The following is an 18,511-nucleotide window of genomic DNA, read 5'->3' on the forward strand; positions in this document are numbered from 1 at the left end:
CGGGCCGCCCCCCGACCGGCTGCGGGTGGGCCCCTGGCGGGACAGCTGGACCACCCGCCAGCACGCCGACGCCGTGCGCGCCGTCCGCGCCGCCATCGGCCGCGGCGACGTCTACCAGGTCAACGTGGTCGGTCACGCCGCCGCCACCTACACCGGCGACCCCCGCCCCGCCCTGGCCCGCCTCGCCGCGCTGCCCGGCGCCCGCTACGGCGGCACCCTGCACGGCGACGGCTGGACGATCGGCTGCGCCTCACCGGAGACCCTCGTCGCCGTGCACGCCGGCCGGGTCGTCACCCGCCCCATCAAGGGCACCCGCCCCGCCACCCCCGCCGGCCGCCGCGACCTGCTCGCCTCCGCCAAGGAACGCGCCGAACACATCATGATCGTCGACCTGGAACGCAACGACCTCGCCCGCATCGCCCGCACCGGCTCGGTGACCGTCGACGACCTGTTCACCGTCCGCCGCTGGTGCGACCTGTGGCAGGCCGAGTCGACCGTGTCGGCGGCCCTCGCCGACGGGACCGGCCTGACCGACCTGCTGCGCGCCACCTGCCCCGGCGGCTCCGTCACCGGCGCCCCGAAACACGCCGCGCTGGCGCTGATCGCCGCCGTGGAACCCGTCGGCCGGGGCGCCGGCATGGGCGCGTTCGGTTGGCTGGGCCCCGGCCACCTGGACCTGGGCCTGACCATCCGCACCGCGGCGGCCGACCACGACCGGCTGCACCTGTGGGCCGGCGGCGGCATCACCTGGGACAGCGACCCCGCCGCCGAGGTCGCCGAGGCCGCCGCCAAGGCCGCCCCGGTACGGGCCCTGCTCGCCGCCGGCTGAGCACACCCGGGCCGTTAGGGTGACGGCATGCACGTCGAGTACAGCGGTACCGGCGACCCCGCCCGCAGCCTCGCCCTGCTGTGGCGCACCCGCGACCGGGTCAGCCGCAGCGGCGACCTCGGCGTCGACCAGATCGTCCGGGCCGCCATCGACGTCGCCGACGCCGAGGGCCTCGCCGCGCTGTCCATGCGCCGGGTCGCCGAACGCCTCGGCGTCGGCACCATGTCCCTCTACACCCACGTGCCCGGCAAGGGGGAACTGCTCGACGTCATGCTCGACACCGTGCACGGCGAGACCCCCCGCCCCACCGACGTCCCCGGCGGCTGGCGCGGCCGCCTGGACCGCATCGCCCGGGACAACTGGGCGCTGTACCTGCGCCACCCGTGGCTGTTGCAGGTCGCCACCACCCGCCCCCCGCTGGGCCCCCAGGTCACCGCCCGCTACGACTACGAACTACGCGCCGTCGAGGGCACCGGCCTGACCGACCTGGAGATGGACGCCGTGGTCACCCTCGTCGACTCCTACGTCCACGGCGCGGTACGCGGCGCGGTGGAGGCCGCGCAGGCCGCCGGCCGCACCGGCCTGACCGACGAACAGTGGTGGCGCGCCCACGCCCCCTACCTGGAGAAGGTCATGGACCCGGCCCGGTTCCCCACCGCCGCCCGGGTCGGCACCGCCGCCGGGCAGGAGTACCAGGCCGCCACCGACCCGACCCGCGCCTTCGAGTTCGGCCTGGCCCGCGTCCTGGACGGGATCGCCGCCCTGATCGCCGACCGGTGCGCCGGTTCACCGCCGCCGGTAACCCCCCGATAGCCTTCCGGACATGACCGTACGCCCGATCCGGATCATCGGTGACCCCGTCCTGCGCACCGCCTGCACCCCGGTGACCCGCTTCGACGCCGCCCTGCAACAGCTCGTCGACGACCTGATGGACACCCTCACCGGCGAACCCGGCCGGGCCGGTGTCGCCGCCCCCCAGATCGGCGTCGACGCCCAGGTGTTCGTCTACGACGCCGACGGCCACCGCGGACACCTGATCAACCCCACCATCGAGCTGTCCGACGAGATCCAGGACGACGACGAGGGCTGCCTGTCCATCCCCGGCCTGTACTTCCCGACCCGCCGCGCCCTGCACGCCACCGTGCACGGCGTCGACCGGCACGGCGACCCGCTCACCATCTCCGGCAGCGGCTTCCTCGCCCGCGCCCTGCAACACGAGACCGACCACCTCGCCGGCCGGCTCTACGTCGACACCCTGCGCGGCGACGTCCGCCGCAAGGCCCTGCGGGAGATCCGCGCCGGCCGGTTCGACTCACCCCGCCGCCACCGCTGACCCCGCCCCGACGGTCAACGCGTACTCACCGAACCCGGCCACCCGGGTGAACCCCAACCGTTCGTAGAGGCGCACCGCCACCGCGTTGTCGGCCCGCACGTTCAACGTCACATGGTCGACGCTCGCGGCCAGCCGGGCACACAACGCGGCCACCACCTGACCGCCCAGACCCCGCCCCCGTACCGCCGGACGGGTGGTCACGTTCCCCACCGCGGCCACCCGGTACGTCGGCGACCACACGTGCACCCCGGCCACCGCCACCAGGGCGTCACCGTCGCGCACCCCCACGTAGTGGCCGGTGTCGAGCATCCGCGCGTCGAACCAGTTCCCCGGGTACGCCACCGCGTACAGGTCCCGCAACGCCGGCAGGTCCGCCGCGCCGAGCACCTCACCCCCGGCGGCGGCACCGGCCAGCCGCCCCGGCTCGGTCAACGCCATCCGCAGGTGCGCCCCGGCCGGCGTGACGACGTACCGGCCCGCGAGGACCCGCTCCAGGCCGGGGGACAGGTGCGCGTACAGCCGGGCCGGCAGCACCGGGGCCACCTCGTCGAGCAGCGCCGCCACCGCCGCCCGGTCCCGGTCGGCGGCGAACGCCAGCAGCACCGGCTCGTCGGCCCCGTGGTAGAGCAGCACCACCTGGTCACCCCGCCGGAACCACGACGTGTACGGCCAGAAGAAGTCGTCCAGGTCACCCAACTGGTAGGCGTGCAGCACCGGATCACGGCGCAGCAGCGCCGCCAGCACGGCACGGTCGTGTTCGGCGCGGACCGGCACCGCTCAGCAACGACCCGCGGGAAGGTTCTCGTCGGCCCACCGGGCCAGCTCGTCCAGCGCCGGCAGCAGGGCCGCGCCCCGCCCGGTCAACTGGTAGCTGACACCCAGCGGGGGACCCTCGCGCACCGTGCGGCTGACCAGGTCCACCCGGGCCAGCTCACCGAGCCGGTCGGACAGCACCGACTCGCTGATGCCCGGCAGCGCCCGGGCCAGCTCGGCGAAGCCCGCCGGCCCCTGGGCGAGGGTGCCCAGGATCATGCCGTTCCACCGCTTGCCGAGGAACGCGAACGCCCGGGACAGCCCCCCGGGACAGGCGCGGGGCCCGCCGTCGGTCGGGGAGCACGTCGTCATCGTCCCAGCATACGTGGTCTTCAACTCACCGTAGCTACTTCGAAAAAACTAGCTGCTACCGTAGTCGCAGCAACCGTCGATCCGACCGGAGGACACCATGACCGACGTACTGCCCGACCACCTGATCACCCTCGACCCCCGAGCCCAGGCCCAACTGTTCACCGAAGCCCGCACCGCCAACACCTTCACCGACACCCCCGTCAGCGACGAACAACTCCACGCCATCTTCGACCTCGCCAAGTACCCACCCACCGCCATGAACGTCCAACCCCTGCGCATCCTGTTCGTCCGCCCCGGCGAAGGCCGCGACCGCCTCCTCACCCACGTCGCCGACGGCAACCGCGCCAAAACCGCCACCGCCCCCGTCGTCGCCGTCCTCGCCGCCGACACCGACTTCCACGAACACCTCGACACCGTCTTCCCGATCCGCCCCGGCATGCGCGAACACTTCGCCGCCGACCCCACCACCCGCGACGCCATGGCCAGGTTCAACGCCGGCCTCCAGGTCGGCTACTTCCTGCTCGCCGTCCGCGCCGCCGGCCTCGCCGCCGGACCCATGGGCGGATTCGACCCCACCGGCGTCGACAACGAATTCTTCACCGACACCGGCTGGAAGTCCCTACTCCTGGTCAACATCGGCCACCCCGGCCCCGACGCCTGGCACCCCCGGCTGCCCCGCCTCGACTACGACACCGTCGTCCGACACGCCTGAACCACCCCCGAACCCCCAGTGGCTGGCCCGCCGAGCACCCCGCTCAGCCGGCCAGCCACTGGTCATAACCCAACCGCGCCACCAACGCCAACACCACCACCAACAACACCACCCGCACGAACCCCGCACCCCGCCGCAACGCCATCCGCGCCCCCACCACCGCCCCCGCCACGTTGCACACCGCCATAGCCGCACCCAACGCCCACCACACGTGCCCGGTCAACCCGAACACCACAAGCGCACCCAGATTCGTTCCCGCGTTCACCACCTTCGCCATCGCCGAGGCGTGCACGAAATCCGAACCCAGAATCGCCGTGAACGCCAACACCAGGAACGTGCCCGTACCCGGCCCGATCAACCCGTCGTACAGGGCGATACCCAGACCCGCCACCGCCACCGCCACCACCACCCGAACCGGCGTCCGCCGCTGCGGCCACGCCACCACACCCAGCGACGGCCGCGCGAGCACGAACACCGCCACCACCACCAGCACCACGAGCACCACCGGCCGGTACGCACCACCCGGCACCGCACCCGCCAACGCCGCACCCAACCCCGCCGTCAGCACCGCCAACCCGGCCGCCGGACCCGCCACCACCCAGTCCAGCTTCGTCCGCCGCGCATACGTCACCGCAGCCGTCGACGTACCCGCGATCGCCGCCAACTTGTTCGTCCCCAACGCCGTCGCCACCGGCACCCCCGGCACCGCCACCAACAACGCCGGCAACAACAACAACCCACCCCCACCCACCACCGCATCCACCCACCCCGCCAGGGCAGCCGCAGTCAACAGAGTCGTCAACGACACAGGATCCACGGCCGGCCATTCTCCCCACCCCACCCGACCACCCACCCACCCGAGTGGCCCACCTCACCGCCCCCGCCGCCGCCGCAACCACACCCCCACCACACCCACCGCCACGAACACCAGCACCGAACAACACAACAACTTGATCATCCAGCAACTGTCCCACGCCACGTAGGGTGCACACGTGCGCCTGGCCACCTTCAACCTGCTCCACGGCCGCTCCCTGACCGACGGACTCGTCGACCCCGACCGCCTCACCGCCGCCGTCCACGCCCTCGACGCCGACATCCTCGCCCTCCAGGAAGTCGACCGCGACCAGTCCCGCAGCGGCCACCACGACCTCACCACCATCGCCGCCCACGCCCTCGACGCCCCCGAACACCGCTTCGCCGCCGCCGTCGTCGGCACCCCCGGCGAACACTTCCGCCCCCTACGCCACGACGACGACGGCCACGGCGAACCCTGCTACGGCATCGGCCTGATCAGCCGCCACCCCGTCCACAGCTGGCACGTCACCCGCCTCAACCCCGCACCCGTCCGCTCACCCATCTACGCCCCCGGCCCCGGCGGCGGCCTCATCCTCCTGCGCGACGAACCCCGCGTCGTCCTCGCCGCCGTCCTCGACACCCCCCACGGCCCCCTCACCGTCGCCGCCACCCACCTCTCCTTCGTCCCCGGCTGGAACGCCCACCAACTCCGCCGCGTCGTCCGCGCCCTGCGCGCCCTACCGGCCCCCCGCATCCTCCTCGGCGACCTCAACCTCCCCGCCGGCCCCGCCCGCCTCCTCACCGGCTGGCAACCCCTCGCCCGCCGCCCCACCTACCCCGCCACCGCACCCCGCGTACAACTCGACCACATCCTCGCCGACCCCCACGACCGCCACCGGCTACCCCCGGTCACCGCCACCGCCACCCCCCGCTCCACCATCTCCGACCACCGACCCCTCATCGTCGACCTCGGCTGAGCCGCACCCCCACCCGGTCACCTCCGCCCCGCAGCCCGCTGCGCCGCCCGCAACGCGTTACGGAACAACATCGCCACCGTCGTCGGACCCACCCCACCCACCCGCGGAGTGATCGCCCCCGCCACCCGCGCACACGACTCGTCCACATCCGGCAACAACCGACGGCCCTCGTACCGCACCCCACCACCCACCACCACCGCACCCGGACGCACATGCTCCGGCCGCACGATCCCCGGCACCCCCGCCGCCGCCACCAGGATCTCCGCCCGCCGCGTGTACCGCGGCCAGTCCGCCACCCCCGTGTGCACCACCGTCACCGCCGCATTCGCCGTCGGCCGCTTCTGCGCCAACAACATCGCCAACGGACGCCCCAACGTCGCCCCCCGACCCAGCACCACCACCTCCCGCCCCGCCACCGGCACCCCGTGGAACGCCAACAACGCCTCGATCCCCGCCGGCGTACACGGCACCGGACCCGGCAACCCCAACGCCAACCGCCCCAGGTTCACCGGATGCATCCCGTCCACGTCGGAATCCGGATCCAACACCTGCAACGCCCGGTCATAGTCCAGATGCCCCGGAACCGGATGCTGCACCAGCACCGCATGCACCCCGGCGTCGTCGTTGAAATCCCGCAACACCCGGTGCAGATCGGCCTGCGTCGCCGACGCCGGCAACCGCACATGCGGCGACGCGAAACCCAACTCCGCCGCCTGCCGGGACTTGATCCGGATGTACCCCACGCTCGCGTCGTCGTCACCCACCAAAACCGTCGCCAACGCCGGCACCACCCCGGCCGCCCGCAACGCCGCCACCCCCTCGGCGACCTCGGCGAGAATCCGATCCGCCACCGGCCCACCCGGCAACAGACGCGCCGAACCGGCCGACGCAGCAGAAGAAGAAGAGACGGACATGGCTCACCTCGACCACGGAGGCCCAGGCGGTCGACCCCCGCGACGAGCTCCCCGATGGTCAACCCATCCCCGTGCCGCCAGTCGCATCCACCCACACCATGCCACACCCACCCCCGCACACACCGCCCCGATCAGTCACCCGGACCACCCGACACCAACCCCACCAACACCCGGTTCGTCCGGTTCGACCGCACCGCCGCCCGCTGCTGACCCGCCGTCACCTCGATGTACGTCTGCGACGACGCCAACGACGCATGCCCCAACAACCGCATGATCTCCGCCGCCCCCGCCCCCTCCTCGGCCAACCGGGTCGCGAACGTGTGCCGCAACGCGTGCAACCGCGCCCCCGCCGGCACCCGGTCGGTGATCCCCGCCCGCCGGTAACAGGAATCCACCAGATACTGCAACCCGCCCCGACGCAACGGCGCACCCTGCCGATCCACCAGCAACACCCCGTCCGGACGTACGCTGCGCGCCCCGAACCGCCGCCGCCGACTGTCCAGGTACGCCGACACCACCTCGTCCAACTCCGGCTCCACCGGCACCACCCTCGGCCGACCGCCCTTGCCGGCCACCGCCACCCGCCGCTCACCGGCCCGCCCCGACACCGACGACACCCGCAACGCCAACAACTCCGCCAGGCGCAACCCCGCGCACAACGCCAACGCCAACACCGCCACGTCCCGCTCCGGCCACGGATCACGCTGCCGCGCGTCCTCCCGCGACACCGACGCCAACAGCACCTCCGGGGTGTCCTCGCCCCGCAACGGCTTCGGCTGGGGGAGCGGCGTCCGGGGACGCCCCACCGCCGGCATCGGATTGCCCGCCACCACCTGCTCGGCTACGAGGAACGAGAAGAAGCCGTTCCAACTCGACCAGGCGCGGTGCACCGACGCCGCCGCCCGGGGCGCGGCGAACCGGGCGAACGCCGCCCGCATCACCCGGGGGGAGAGGGCGGAGATCATCAGCTCGTCGGGGGACAGGGGAGGGGTGCACTCCTCGCCGGCCAGCGCCGCGACGGCCCGCAGGTCCCGCCGGTACGCCTCCTGCGTGTGCGGGGACGGCTTGCGGGTGGCCCGCGCGGTCAGGAACTCCTCGATGAGCCGGCCAACCGATTCGTCCTGTTTGTCATGCATAAGGGATATTATGCAGCTTTCTCGGGTTGTCGGCCACCCGGGGGGAGGGGAGCGGCGACGGGTTGCTCCGGCCGCCTCGCACCTACCGCTGCACACCGTGGTCGCCATCAGCGCGCCCGGGTGGCGGGTCCTGGTGGATCCCGCCGTTGTGTGCCACTGGAACATGTCGGGTCGGTGCCTCGTCGGCCGCCCGACCCCGCACCGGCGACCCGTCGGACCGGCGGCGGGGCGCACGGGTTCCGGGGTGTCCGCCGCGTGGGCGCGGCCCGAAGGCGGCTGTCGCCACTCCGGGTATCCGAAGGCCGGAGGGGGCCACTCTTCCGGCTCACTTTACATAATGTGAATTATCGAATCAGGGCCGGAGTTGGTGGCGGGGCTGGTTGGATGACCGTTCGGCTCACCGGGGCGACCGCCGGGCGCGGCGTCGGTTTGCCCGCCGCAGGCGGCGGGGGCATGTGACGGGAGCACGTCACCGCGATGTTCCGGAGAGGAAGCACCGATGCTGTCCGCACTCGACCGTCGGCACACCGTCGCGCCGCCCGGGTACAGCCGTTGGCTGATCCCCCCGGCGGCGTTGGCGATCCACCTCTGCATCGGCCAGGTCTACGCCACCAGCGTCTACAAGAACTCCCTGATCGCGCACTTCGACGCGAGTCAGACGGCGATCGGAGTGATCTTCAGCATCGCGATCGTGATGCTGGGGTTGTCGCCGGCACCTGGGTCGAGGCGAACGGGCCGCGCAAGGCGATGTTCGTCTCGGCGTGCTTCTGGGCGGCCGGGTTCGGCGTCGGCGCGCTGGGCATCGCCACCGGGCAGCTGTGGCTGCTGTACGTCGGGTACGGGCTGCTGGGCGGGATCGGGCTGGGCATCGGCTACATCTCCCCCGTCTCCACGTTGATCAAGTGGTTCCCGGACCGGCCGGGTCTGGCCACCGGTCTGGCGATCATGGGTTTCGGTGGTGGGGCGATGGTGGCCTCTCCCCTGTCGCGTCAGCTGTTGTCGCTGTACGACTCCGGGTACGACCCGGCCGACGCCGGGTCGACGGCCTCGGGGCCGGCGCTGGTCTGGTTGTTCGTCACGCTGGGTGTCGGCTACTTCGTGATCATGATGTTCGGGGTGGTCAACGTGCGGGTGCCGGCGGCGCACTGGCGGCCGGCCGGGTTCGATCCGGCGGCGGTGGCGGCGAAGCCGCTGGTGACCACGGCGAACGTGTCGGCGGCGAACGCGGTGCGGACCCGGGCGTTCTGGCTGCTGTGGGTGGTGCTGTTCTGCAACGTGACCGCCGGGATCGGGATCCTGGAGCAGGCCAGCCCGATGATCCAGGACTTCTTCCGCGACGGGGGCGGCTCGGCGGTGTCGGTGGCCGCGGCAGGCGGGTTCGTGGGGTTGTTGTCGCTGTTCAACATGGCCGGCCGGTTCGTCTGGTCGTCGACGTCGGACGTGATCGGCCGTAAGCCGATCTACCTGGTGTACCTGGGTGTGGGGATGGTGCTGTACGCGGTGCTGGCCCTGGTCGGGCAGACGGCGACGGCGCTGTTCGTGCTGTTGGCCTGCGTCATCCTGTCGTTCTACGGCGGCGGGTTCGCGACCGTCCCGGCGTACCTGCGGGACCTGTTCGGCACGGTCGAGGTGGGGGCGATCCACGGCCGGTTGCTGACGGCGTGGTCGGCGGCGGGGGTGGCCGGGCCGTTGATCGTCAACGCGTTCCTGGACGCGCAGGGTGAGCCGGGGACGTTGACGGCGGCGGCGTACCGGCCGGCGTTGTTCACGATGGTCGGGGTGCTGGCGGTGGGGTTCGTGGCGAACCTGCTGGTGCGTCCGGTGCCGCAGCGGTACCACGAGCCGGCCGGTGGGCGGGACACGGATGTGGTGACGACGCAGAGGAGTGGGGCGCGATGAGTGGGGACGGTCCCCGGGGTCAGCGGGCCCGGTTGTGGGTTTCCTGGTCGGTGGTGTCGGTGCTGCTGGGGTACGGGGTGGTGCAGACGGTGCTGACGGTGGCGAAGCTGTTCACCGGTTGACGGCCGGGCGGCGGTGGACGGGGTGTCGGGCCGCCGGTCACAGGCCGCCGGCGACGCGCAGCACCGCGCCGGTGGTGTAGGTGGCGTCGGGTCCGAGCAGCCAGGCGACGGCGCCGGCGACCTCGTCGGGTTCGCCGGCGCGGCCGAGGGGGATGCGGCCGGCGGCGGTGTCGGCGCGGTCGGGTACGCCGGAGTCGGCGTGGATGTCGGTGCGGATGATGCCGGGGGCGACGGCGTTGACCCGGATGCCGCGGGGGGCGAGTTCCTTGGCCAGGCCGATGGTGAGGGTGTCGGTGGCGGCCTTGACGGCGGCGTAGTGGACGTACTCCCCCGGGCTGCCGAGGGTGGCGGCGGCGGAGGAGATGTTGACGATGGCGCCGCCGGTGGTGAGCCGGCGGGCGGCCTGTTGGGCGCACAGGACGTAGCCGATGAGGTTGACGTCGACGACGCGGCGCAGGTCGTCGGGGCGTAGTGCGGTGAAGGGGCCGATGGGGCTGGTGACGCCGGCGTTGTTGACCAGGGCGGTGAGGGGGCCGAGGTCGGCGGCGGCGGTGAAGAGGCGGTCGACGTGGGTGGGGTCGGTGGTGTCGGCGGGGACGGCGACGGCGCGGCCGCCGAGGCGGTGGATGTCGGCGACGACGGTGGCGGCGGCGGTGTGGTCGTGGCGGTAGCCGATGGCGAGGTGGTGGCCGGCCGCGGCGAGCCGTCGGGCGGTGGCGGCGCCGATGCCTCGGCTGCCGCCGGTGATGACGGTGACCGCGGTCATTGCCTGTGCTCCCCTGCGGGTCCGGTGTGCGGTGGTGTGACGGTACCTCCGTGTCGGCGTGGTGGGCATGGTGTGGGTGCTCACGTGGCGCGGTGGTGCGGTGGTGTGCTGGGTGATCGCTTACGCTCACCGCGTTTCGGACGGAACGGATCGGTGGAGGTGTGTGGTGGGTGTGAGTGTCGGTGATCTGGTGGAGGATTTCGTGCTGCCGGATCAGACGGGTGCGCCGCGGCGGTTGTCGGAGTTGTTGGCGGCGGGGCCGGTGGTGTTGTTCTTCTATCCGGCGGCGATGACCCGTGGGTGTACGGCGGAGAGTTGTCATTTCCGGGATCTGGCGGCGGAGTTCGCGGCGGTGGGGGCGCAGCGGGTGGGGATCAGTCGGGATTCGGTGGACAGGCAGGCGGAGTTCTCCCGGATGCACGGGTTCGACTATCCGTTGTTGTCGGATGTCGACGGTGTGGTGGCGCAGGCGTTCGGGGTGCGGCGGCGGTTGCCGTTGGGGCCGTTGAGCACGCGGCGGATGACGTTCGTGATCGGTCAGGACCGGCGGGTGCTGGCGGTGGTGCACAGCGAGTTGGGGATGAACGAGCACGCGGACGAGGCGTTGCGGGTGCTGGGGGGCTGATCTTCCGGTTGTCGTGGTGGGCTGGTATCAAGGCAGGATCAGACACGTGTACGAAAGAGGGTTGTGATGGCGGGCCAGGGTTTGTCCGATGACGAGGTGCGGGGTATCCGGGAGGCGTTGGCGGCGGGGCGGAAGCCGAAGGTGGTGTTCACCGCGTCGGCGGGGCAGATCGCCGGGCAGGTGGGTCAGGTGGTGGAGGTGACCGATCCGGCGGTGTCGGACGAGTTCGTGGTGGTGCGGTTCGGGCGCGACGAGTTGCCCTTCTCCCCCGCCGATCTGGCGGTGGCGCCGCGGGGTGCGGGTCGTCGGGTGGTGGAGGCGAAGCCGGAGCCGGCGGTGGAGCCGGTGGAGCCGACGGCGAAGGCGGAGCCGGAGTTCGTGTTGGACACGCCCCGGGTGCCGGTGCAGCGTCGGGAGGAGTCGAGGGTGGAGCAGCAGTCGGTGCCGGTGGAGAAGCCGGCGGCGCGTCGGCCGACGAAGGTGGCGAAGCCGAAGGGGCCGGCGGGGTTGACGGTGACGTTGGCGTATGCCGACGGTGAGTGGACGGTGGCGGCGCAGCAGGGGGCGAAGGCGTTGGCGAAGCCGTACGTGGTGAAGCCGGCGGAGGCGTTGCGGATGGTGGCGTTGGTGGATGTGCCGGGGGTTCAGGAGGCGGTGGAGCAGATCCTGTCGGCGGAGCGGTCGGAGGCGGAGCAGCAGGCGGAGAAGTTGCGGGCGGAGTTGGCGGAGATCGAGGCGCGGTTGGCGGAGTTGCGCGAGGCGCGGTGAGGTCGGGCCGGTGACGGTTGTGGTGGTGGCCGGTCGGTGCCGGTGGGCGGGGGTCGCCGGGTCGGCTGCCCCCGCCGGGGTGGGTCAGAAGTAGTCGCCGAGTTGGGCGGGGCCGGGGGCGGCGAGCAGGTCGAGGGGGGTGGGGTCGGTGCCGGTGGGGTGGTGCAGGAGGCCGGCCTGGGCGACGGTGCGGGCGGTGGCGGCGCCGGTGTAGAGCAGGGCGAAGCCGCGCACGGTGAGGTGCAGGTCGGCGGGGGCGGTGGTGCGGCGCAGGTCGGCGTGGCCGTCGGTGATCTCCAGGTGCCAGGTGCCGGTGTTCCAGTCGGCGAGCGGGTCGTCGAGGGTGAAGGTGGCGGTGCCGTGCAGGTGTGTCGGCCAGCCCCGGTCGCGGATGGCGCGGGTGACGTCGACGGGGCGGTGCATCCAGGTGTCCTGTTCGTGTTCGCGGGCCTTTTCCACGGGGAGGTGGGGGGTGAGGGGGTCGCCGGGGAGCAGGGTGAGGCGCAGGGTGGGGGCGACGCTGTGCCAGCTGGCGAGGATGCCGACGAGTTCGCGGGCGGCGTCGGCGGTGGTGGCGGCGAGGTCGTCGACGGTGATGGTGCCCTGGTCGCCGTAGTTGTCGCGGCGGTTCCAGCCGGCGTAGCCGACGAGGTGGCCGTGGTGTTCGACGAGGGTGAGGCCGTCGTAGGGCAGGGTGTGGTCGGTGGTGTGGCGGGTGCGGTGGTGGTCGTGCAGGGGGCCGGTGCGGGCGAGTAGGCCGCGGCGGTGGCGGGCGGTGTGGGTGTGCAGTTCGTCGACGGCGGCGAGGTCGGCGGGGGTGCCGGGGCGGACGGTGAGGTGTGGGCTGGGGTGGTGGCGGGTGAGCAGGGCGGTGGGGAGGTTGACGGTGCGTAGGGTGCCGGCGGTTTCCCAGCCGCAGGCGCGGTAGGGGGCGGCGACGGTGGGGAACAGCGCGCTGACGGCGGCGCCCCGGTCGTGTGCGCCGCGTAGCAGGGTGGTGAGCAGGGCGCGGGCGACGCCCCGGCCGCGGGTTTCGGGGGTGACGGCGACGCCGGCGATGTCGGCGGCGGCGACGGTGCGGCCGTCCCACCACTGGTGGTGGTGCAGGTCGACGGCTTTGCCGATGAGTCGGCCGGTGTGGTCGAACGCGCCGTAGCGGGTGGTGCCGGGGGTGGTGGTGGGTGGGGGTGCGGGTTGCGGGTCGGAGCCGAAGGCGGTGCGGCCGAGGTGCCAGGCGGCGGTGGTGTCGTCGTCGGTGAGTTCCCGGACGTGGGGGTCGTGCGGCATGCGGCGACGATAGCGGTGGTTGGGTGGGGTGGCGACGGGTTTGTGGTGGACGCGTTGCGGGGCCGGTGCGACCCCCTCGCTCCGGCCCCGCGTCCCGCGCCCCTCGCGCGTCTTTCAGTGTTGCGGGATGTTCTGTACCCCGATTCGCTTGCGGAACACCCAGTAGGTCCAACCTTGGTAGGCGAGGACGATCGGGGTGAAGACGACGGCGACCCAGGTCATGATTTTCAGGGTGTAGGGGGTGGAGGCGGCGTTGGTGGCGGTGAGGGTGCCGGCGGGGTCGCCGGTGGAGGGCATGACGTTGGGGAACAGGGCGGTGAAGAGGGTGGCGACGGCGAGGGCGATGGCCAGGGCGGTGCCGGTGAAGGCCCAGCCTTCGCGGCGTACCCGGGCGGCGGCGAGCGCGCCGAGCAGGGCGAGGGCGGCGCCGGCGGCGAGGACGATGGCGGCGGCGTTGGAGCGGATTGTCAGTGTCCAGGTGAGGAAGGCGACGGCGGCGACGGCGGTGCCGGCGCCGAGGGTGACGGCGAGGGTGCCGGCGCGGTGGCGGATGTCGCCGGTGGTCTTGAGGGCGAGGAAGACCGCGCCGTGGGTGAGGAAGAGGCCGAGGGTGGTCAGGCCGCCGAGCAGGGCGTAGGGGTGGAGCAGGTCGATCAGGCCGCCGACGTATTCGTGGTCGGCGTCCAGTGGTACGCCGCGGAAGATGTTGGCGAAGGCCACGCCCCAGAGCAGGGCGGGGATGGCGGAGCCCCAGAAGATGGCCTGGTCCCAGCGGCGTTTCCAGGAGGCTTCGGGGCGCTTGTGGCGGTATTCGAAGGCGACGCCGCGGGCGATGAGGGCGAGCAGGATGAGTAGCAGGGGCAGGTAGAAGCCGGAGAAGAGGGTGGCGTACCACTCGGGGAAGGCGGCGAACATGGCGCCGCCGGCGGTGATGAGCCAGACCTCGTTGCCGTCCCAGACGGGGCCGATGGTGTTGATGAGGACGCGGCGTTGCCGGTCGTCGCGGCCGAGGACGGGCAGGAGCATGCCGACGCCGAAGTCGAAGCCTTCGAGGATGAAGTAGCCGGTGAAGAGGACGGCGACGAGGAGAAACCAGATGGTGGTGAGTTCCACGGTGGGGCTCCGGGTCAGTAGGCGAAGGCGAGCGGGCGCTCGGCGTCGTCGGTGTCGTCGGGGGTGGGGTCGGGGGTGACGTCGGGTACGCCGGCGCGGGCGTAGCGGACGAGGAGTTTGAATTCGATGACGGCGAGGGTGGCGTAGATGAGGGTGAAGGCGGTGAAGGAGGTGAGGACTTCGGTGAGGGAGACGCTGCGGGAGACGCCGTCGCGGGTGAGCATTTCGCCGAAGACGATCCAGGGTTGGCGGCCCATCTCGGTGAAGATCCAGCCGAAGGAGTTGGCGAGCAGTGGGAGCACGGGCATGATCAGGCCGGCGCGCAGCAGCCATCTGTTGGTGGGGGTGCGGCCCTTGCGTTGGGTCCAGAGGATGAGCAGGGCGATGGCGGCGGCGGCGAGCCCGAAGCCGATCATGAAGCGGAAGCTCCAGTAGGTGACCGGGATGATCGGGGTGTAGCTGCCGGGGCCGTACTGGCTGGCGTACTGGGCCTGGAGGTCGTTGATGCCGTGGACGGTGCCGTTGGGGTCGCCGGTGCCGAGGTAGGACAGCAGGTAGGGGATCTTGAGGGCGAAGACTTCGCGGCTGCCGTCGAGGCTGCCGACGGTGAGTACGGAGAACGAGGCGGGGCTCTCGGTGGTGTAGAGGCCTTCGGCGGCGGCCATTTTCATGGGCTGCACCTGGGTCATGATCTTGCCTTGGATGTCGCCGGTGAGGACGACGAGGGTGGCGGAGATGAGGACGACCCAGGCGCCGAAGCGGGTGGCGTGGCGGTAGGCGTCGGTGTCGGGGCTGTCGCGGCGGCGCATGACGTGCCAGAGGCCGACGGTGGTGACGAGGGCGCCGGCGACGAGGAAAGCGCCGGCGAGGGTGTGCGGGAAGGTGATGAGGGCGACCTTGTTGGTGAGGACGGCGACGAAGTCGGTGAGTTCGGCGCGTCCGGTGTCGGGGTTGAAGCGGTAGCCGACGGGGTTCTGCATGAACGAGTTGGCGGCGAGGATGAAGTAGGCGGACAGGTTGGTGCCGATGGCGGCGGCCCAGATGCTGGCCAGGTGCAGGCGTTTGGGGAGCCGGTCCCAGCCGAAGATCCACAGGCCGATGAAGGTGGATTCGAGGAAGAAGGCGACGAGGGCTTCGATGGCCAGGGGTGCGCCGAAGATGTCGCCGACGAAGCGGGAGTAGTCGGACCAGTTCATGCCGAACTGGAATTCCTGCACGATGCCGGTGACGACGCCCATGGCGAAGTTGATCAGGAAGAGTTTGCCGTAGAACTTGGTGAGTTTGAGGTATTTCTCGTCGCCGGTGCGGTGCCAGCGGGTCTGGAGGATGGCGACCAGGACGGACAGCCCGATGGTCAGTGGTACGAAGAGAAAGTGGTAGACGGTGGTGACACCGAACTGCCAGCGGGCGACGTCCAACGCGTCCACCGGGATTCCCCCTGCCGTTGATACTACGAGACGTAGTAGATACTACTGCGTGTCGTAGGTCGACGGGCAGGGTCGGGGGTCCCGACCCGACCCGGGACCAATGACCCTGATCACCGCAGGCCGCACGACCCGGGTCCGGTCCTCCCCCACGCCCGTGCGACCATCGGCGACTGATGGACACCCCGCGCCCCGGCTGGCAGCCACCACGGTTCTGGCGTGCCGCCCAACTGCTCGCCCGGCTGGTCGTCGCCCTGTTCGCCCGGCTGGAGGTCAGCGGGGACGTCCCCGCGCACCTGCGCCGGGGGCCGCTGATCCTGGCCGCCAACCACATCAGCCCCTTCGACCCCATCGTGCTGGGCGCGGCCTGCCGGGTTCGGGGCGTGTCGCCCCGTTTCATGGCCACCGGTGGGCTGTTCCGCACCCCGGGGCTCGGCGCGCTGATGCGCCACGCCGGGCACCTGCGCGTCGACCGGGGCAGCACCGCCGTACGCCGGGCGCTCGACGACGCCGCCGCAGCGGTCACCGCCGGGTCGGTGGTGCTGGTCTACCCGGAGGGGCGCATCGGGTTGGACCCCGGCATGTGGCCCGAACGCGGCAAGACCGGCACCGCCCGCCTCGCGATGGCCTGCGACGCCCCGGTGGTGCCCGTGGCCCAGTGGGGGTCGCACGAGGTACTGCCCTACCGGGCGCCCCGGGGGATGCTGCGCGCGTTGGCCCGGGCACTGGTCCGCCGCCCGGTGATCCGGGTCCGCTTCGGCGCGCCGCTGCACCTGCGGGACCTCTCCCCCACCGCGCCCGGCGCGGCCCGCCGGGGCACCGACCGGATCATCGACGCGATCACCGACACCCTGGTGCCGCTGCGGCCCGACGAACCGGACCGGCCCCGGCACGTCGACCCGGGACGTCCCGTCGACACCAGCCGGGTCCACCGCCGCCCGTCGTCGGCCGGGGCCACACCGGCGGACCGTCGCCACACGGAAGAGGGTCAGGGATGAGTGAACCGACCGTACTGATCACCGGCACCTCCAGCGGCATCGGGCTGGAGGCCGTCCTGGGCTGCGCGCGGGCCGGCTGGCGGACCGTGGCGACCATGCGGGACGTGTCCCGCGCCGCGCGGCTGCGGGCCGCCGTCGCCACCGCCGACGTCGCCGACCTGGTCGACGTACGGCAACTCGACGTGGTCGACCCGGCGTCGGTCGCCGCCGCCGTCGCCGGTGTCGTCGACCGGTACGGGCGGCTCGACGCGGTCGTCAACAACGCCGGCGCCGGTCACCTGGGCACCCTGGAACAGGAGGGCGTCGACGCGGTCCGCGCCGTCATGGAGGTCAACTTCTTCGGGGTGCTGCACGTCAGCAGGGCCGCCCTGCCGCACCTGCGGGCCAGCGGGGGCCGGCTGGTGACCGTCAGCAGCGTCGGCGGGGTGATCGGGCAACCGTTCAACGAGGCGTACTGTGCGGCGAAGTTCGCCGTCGAGGGGTTCATGGAGTCCCTCACCCCGGTCGCCGCCACCGTCGGGGTCGCCGTCTGCGTGGTCGAGCCGGGGGCGGTGGCCAGCGAGTTCGTCGCCAACGTCGGGATCGACCGGGATGCCGTGGTGGCCGCCGCCGGGGCGTACGGGCCGGGACTGCGGGCGTACCTGCGGCGTACCGCCGACGCGTTCGCCGCCGCGCAGTCCCCCGCCGACGCCGCGGCGGTCGTGGTGCAGGCGGTCACCGGCCCGACCCCGCCGCCGCGGGTGCAGACCTCCGCGCCGGCCCGGCAGTTCGTCGGGGTGAAGCTCGCCGACCTCGACGGCACGGCGGTCACCGCGCTGACCGGGGCGTGGATCGACTGACCGGGCGGGCGACCCCGGCGGGGCGACGGTTGCCGGTCGGTCACCCGCCGGCAACCGGGGACGGGCATACTGCGCTCGTGTCGACCCGTCCCGGTTACCTGGACGCCCCCACCCCGTTGGCCTTCGCGCACCGGGGCGGGGCCGCCGACGGCGACGAGAACACCGTCGCCGCGTTCACCCGGGCCGTCGACCTGGGCTACCGGTACGTGGAGACCGACGTGCACGCCACCGCCGACGGGGTGTGCGTGGTCTTCCACGACGCCACCCTGCGCCGGGTCACCGGTGAGCACGGTCGCATCGCCGACCTGCGCTGGGCCGACCTGGCGTCGGTGCGGGTCGGCGGCGCGGCGGTCGTGCCCCGGCTCGACGAGGTGCTGGCCGCCTGGCCGCAGGTCCGGTTCAACATCGACGTGAAGACCGACGGCGGGGTCGCCCCGGCGGTCGGGGCGGTGACCCGGGCCGGTGCGGCCGACCGGGTGCTGCTGGCGTCGTTCGACGACGCCCGGCTGGCCCGGCTGCGCGCGGCCACCGGCGGGCGGGTGGTCACCGGCCTGGGCATGCGCGGGGTGGCCCGGCTGTGGTGGGCGTCGCGGCACGGCCGGCCGGTGCGGTTACCGCCGTCGGTGGTGGCCGCGCAGGTGCCGCCCCGCTACGCCGGGGTGCCCGTGGTCGACCGCCGGTTCCTGGCCTACTGCCGCCGGTTGGGGGTGCAGGTGCACGTCTGGACGATCGACGAACCTGCCCAGATGCACGACTTACTGGATCGTGGTGTGGATGGCATCATGACCGATCACGTCGGCGTGCTGCGCGACGTCTACCGCAGCCGCGGCCTCTGGGCCGCCTGAGCCC

20 protein-coding genes and 1 pseudogene are annotated in these 18,511 nt (G+C 72.5%); 12 read left to right on the plus strand and 9 right to left on the minus strand.

What is annotated here, in order from left to right:
- The 3 genes from H1A17_RS16890 to def all read left to right on the plus strand — a co-directional run.
- A partial coding sequence (locus H1A17_RS16890) for a chorismate-binding protein (protein ID WP_194822308.1) occupies window positions 1–829 on the plus strand: 829 nt, incomplete at its 5' end.
- A 27-nt stretch (window positions 830–856) separates the two neighbouring features.
- Window positions 857–1,642, plus strand: a complete 786-nt coding sequence (locus H1A17_RS16895) for a TetR/AcrR family transcriptional regulator (RefSeq protein WP_145919991.1) — start codon at window positions 857–859, stop codon at window positions 1,640–1,642.
- A 10-nt stretch (window positions 1,643–1,652) separates the two neighbouring features.
- Window positions 1,653–2,162, plus strand: coding sequence for a peptide deformylase (gene def, locus H1A17_RS16900; protein ID WP_145919992.1), 510 nt, complete (start codon window positions 1,653–1,655; stop codon window positions 2,160–2,162).
- Here the strand turns inward: def and H1A17_RS16905 are convergent.
- Together H1A17_RS16905 and H1A17_RS16910 are read right to left on the minus strand one after the other, a co-directional pair.
- Entirely contained in the window at window positions 2,142–2,936 is a 795-nt protein-coding gene (locus tag H1A17_RS16905; protein WP_194822309.1) for a GNAT family N-acetyltransferase, read from the minus strand. The two genes, def and H1A17_RS16905, sit on opposite strands and share 21 nt — an antisense overlap.
- 3 nt (window positions 2,937–2,939) lie before the next feature.
- Window positions 2,940–3,287: a helix-turn-helix domain-containing protein gene (locus H1A17_RS16910; RefSeq protein WP_145919994.1), complete on the minus strand. Its 348-nt coding sequence runs from the start codon at window positions 3,285–3,287 to the stop codon at window positions 2,940–2,942.
- A 97-nt stretch (window positions 3,288–3,384) separates the two neighbouring features.
- Between H1A17_RS16910 and H1A17_RS16915 the strand changes: the two genes are divergently transcribed.
- Entirely contained in the window at window positions 3,385–3,999 is a 615-nt protein-coding gene (locus tag H1A17_RS16915; protein ID WP_145919995.1) for a malonic semialdehyde reductase, read from the plus strand.
- Between the two features lie 43 nt (window positions 4,000–4,042).
- Here H1A17_RS16915 and H1A17_RS16920 read toward each other — a convergent pair whose 3' ends face one another.
- Window positions 4,043–4,801, minus strand: coding sequence for a TSUP family transporter (locus H1A17_RS16920; protein WP_228543692.1), 759 nt, complete (start codon window positions 4,799–4,801; stop codon window positions 4,043–4,045).
- Window positions 4,802–4,991: 190 nt separating this feature from the next.
- Between H1A17_RS16920 and H1A17_RS16925 the strand changes: the two genes are divergently transcribed.
- The gene (locus tag H1A17_RS16925) at window positions 4,992–5,771 is read left to right on the plus strand and encodes an endonuclease/exonuclease/phosphatase family protein (protein ID WP_145919996.1); all 780 of its coding nucleotides are present in this window, start codon (window positions 4,992–4,994) and stop codon (window positions 5,769–5,771) included.
- 17 nt (window positions 5,772–5,788) lie between these two features.
- Here the strand turns inward: H1A17_RS16925 and H1A17_RS16930 are convergent, their stop codons facing one another.
- Window positions 5,789–6,685, minus strand: a complete 897-nt coding sequence (locus H1A17_RS16930; RefSeq protein ID WP_194822311.1) for a bifunctional 5,10-methylenetetrahydrofolate dehydrogenase/5,10-methenyltetrahydrofolate cyclohydrolase — start codon at window positions 6,683–6,685, stop codon at window positions 5,789–5,791.
- A 131-nt stretch (window positions 6,686–6,816) separates the two neighbouring features.
- Complete coding sequence (locus H1A17_RS16935) at window positions 6,817–7,821, minus strand: tyrosine-type recombinase/integrase (protein WP_194822312.1); 1,005 nt, start codon at window positions 7,819–7,821, stop codon at window positions 6,817–6,819.
- Between the two features lie 499 nt (window positions 7,822–8,320).
- Between H1A17_RS16935 and H1A17_RS16940 the strand changes: the two are divergent.
- Both H1A17_RS16940 and H1A17_RS35110 read left to right on the plus strand, forming a co-directional pair.
- Window positions 8,321–9,720 (plus strand): annotated as a pseudogene (locus tag H1A17_RS16940) (OFA family MFS transporter).
- The gene (locus H1A17_RS35110; RefSeq protein WP_255469992.1) at window positions 9,717–9,842 is read left to right on the plus strand and encodes a hypothetical protein; all 126 of its coding nucleotides are present in this window, start codon (window positions 9,717–9,719) and stop codon (window positions 9,840–9,842) included. The pseudogene H1A17_RS16940 and the gene H1A17_RS35110 overlap by 4 nt, the downstream one beginning before the upstream one ends.
- A 37-nt stretch (window positions 9,843–9,879) precedes the next feature.
- Here H1A17_RS35110 and H1A17_RS16945 read toward each other — a convergent pair whose 3' ends face one another.
- Window positions 9,880–10,608: an SDR family oxidoreductase gene (locus H1A17_RS16945; RefSeq protein ID WP_145920000.1), complete on the minus strand. Its 729-nt coding sequence runs from the start codon at window positions 10,606–10,608 to the stop codon at window positions 9,880–9,882.
- A gap of 172 nt (window positions 10,609–10,780) precedes the next feature.
- Here H1A17_RS16945 and H1A17_RS16950 point away from each other — a divergent pair, with 172 nt between their 5' ends.
- The gene (locus H1A17_RS16950) at window positions 10,781–11,233 is read left to right on the plus strand and encodes a peroxiredoxin (RefSeq protein WP_168222497.1); all 453 of its coding nucleotides are present in this window, start codon (window positions 10,781–10,783) and stop codon (window positions 11,231–11,233) included.
- Between the two features lie 66 nt (window positions 11,234–11,299).
- The gene (locus tag H1A17_RS16955; RefSeq protein WP_194822313.1) at window positions 11,300–12,001 is read left to right on the plus strand and encodes a hypothetical protein; all 702 of its coding nucleotides are present in this window, start codon (window positions 11,300–11,302) and stop codon (window positions 11,999–12,001) included.
- Window positions 12,002–12,085: 84 nt separating this feature from the next.
- On the opposite strand, the gene eis is transcribed toward H1A17_RS16955, so the two are convergent.
- From eis to H1A17_RS16970, 3 genes are all read right to left on the minus strand, one after another.
- On the minus strand, window positions 12,086–13,288 hold the full coding sequence (gene eis / locus H1A17_RS16960) for an enhanced intracellular survival protein Eis (RefSeq protein WP_145920002.1): 1,203 nt from the start codon (window positions 13,286–13,288) through the stop codon (window positions 12,086–12,088).
- Window positions 13,289–13,402: 114 nt separating this feature from the next.
- Window positions 13,403–14,401 (minus strand): cytochrome d ubiquinol oxidase subunit II, encoded by a 999-nt coding sequence (gene cydB, locus H1A17_RS16965; RefSeq protein ID WP_145920003.1) that lies wholly within the window; start codon window positions 14,399–14,401, stop codon window positions 13,403–13,405.
- 14 nt (window positions 14,402–14,415) lie between these two features.
- On the minus strand, window positions 14,416–15,828 hold the full coding sequence (locus H1A17_RS16970) for a cytochrome ubiquinol oxidase subunit I (protein ID WP_194822314.1): 1,413 nt from the start codon (window positions 15,826–15,828) through the stop codon (window positions 14,416–14,418).
- Between the two features lie 173 nt (window positions 15,829–16,001).
- Between H1A17_RS16970 and H1A17_RS16975 the strand changes: the two genes are divergently transcribed.
- The 3 genes from H1A17_RS16975 (at window position 16,002) to H1A17_RS16985 (ending at window position 18,507) form a co-directional block, all read left to right on the plus strand.
- Window positions 16,002–16,823 (plus strand): 1-acyl-sn-glycerol-3-phosphate acyltransferase, encoded by an 822-nt coding sequence (locus tag H1A17_RS16975; protein WP_145920005.1) that lies wholly within the window; start codon window positions 16,002–16,004, stop codon window positions 16,821–16,823.
- Complete coding sequence (locus H1A17_RS16980; RefSeq protein WP_145920006.1) at window positions 16,820–17,662, plus strand: SDR family NAD(P)-dependent oxidoreductase; 843 nt, start codon at window positions 16,820–16,822, stop codon at window positions 17,660–17,662. Before H1A17_RS16975 ends, H1A17_RS16980 begins: the two co-directional genes overlap by 4 nt.
- Before the next feature lie 77 nt (window positions 17,663–17,739).
- Window positions 17,740–18,507: a glycerophosphodiester phosphodiesterase gene (locus H1A17_RS16985; protein ID WP_194822315.1), complete on the plus strand. Its 768-nt coding sequence runs from the start codon at window positions 17,740–17,742 to the stop codon at window positions 18,505–18,507.
- Window positions 18,508–18,511 lie beyond the last annotated feature (4 nt).

The organism is Micromonospora sp. S-DT3-3-22 (genome assembly GCF_015354745.1).
Classification (GTDB): domain Bacteria; phylum Actinomycetota; class Actinomycetes; order Mycobacteriales; family Micromonosporaceae; genus Micromonospora; species Micromonospora wenchangensis.

Coding starts and splice junctions, on each gene's coding strand:
- H1A17_RS16895 (WP_145919991.1), top strand. CDS start 857: ATGCACGTCGAGTACAGCGGTACCGGCGACCCCGCCCGCAGCCTCGCC.
- def (WP_145919992.1), top strand. CDS start 1,653: ATGACCGTACGCCCGATCCGGATCATCGGTGACCCCGTCCTGCGCACC.
- H1A17_RS16945 (WP_145920000.1), bottom strand. CDS start 10,608: ATGACCGCGGTCACCGTCATCACCGGCGGCAGCCGAGGCATCGGCGCC.
- H1A17_RS16910 (WP_145919994.1), bottom strand. CDS start 3,287: ATGACGACGTGCTCCCCGACCGACGGCGGGCCCCGCGCCTGTCCCGGG.
- eis (WP_145920002.1), bottom strand. CDS start 13,288: ATGCCGCACGACCCCCACGTCCGGGAACTCACCGACGACGACACCACC.
- H1A17_RS16975 (WP_145920005.1), top strand. CDS start 16,002: ATGGACACCCCGCGCCCCGGCTGGCAGCCACCACGGTTCTGGCGTGCC.
- H1A17_RS16930 (WP_194822311.1), bottom strand. CDS start 6,685: ATGTCCGTCTCTTCTTCTTCTGCTGCGTCGGCCGGTTCGGCGCGTCTG.
- H1A17_RS16955 (WP_194822313.1), top strand. CDS start 11,300: ATGGCGGGCCAGGGTTTGTCCGATGACGAGGTGCGGGGTATCCGGGAG.
- H1A17_RS16915 (WP_145919995.1), top strand. CDS start 3,385: ATGACCGACGTACTGCCCGACCACCTGATCACCCTCGACCCCCGAGCC.
- H1A17_RS16935 (WP_194822312.1), bottom strand. CDS start 7,821: ATGCATGACAAACAGGACGAATCGGTTGGCCGGCTCATCGAGGAGTTC.
- H1A17_RS35110 (WP_255469992.1), top strand. CDS start 9,717: ATGAGTGGGGACGGTCCCCGGGGTCAGCGGGCCCGGTTGTGGGTTTCC.
- H1A17_RS16980 (WP_145920006.1), top strand. CDS start 16,820: ATGAGTGAACCGACCGTACTGATCACCGGCACCTCCAGCGGCATCGGG.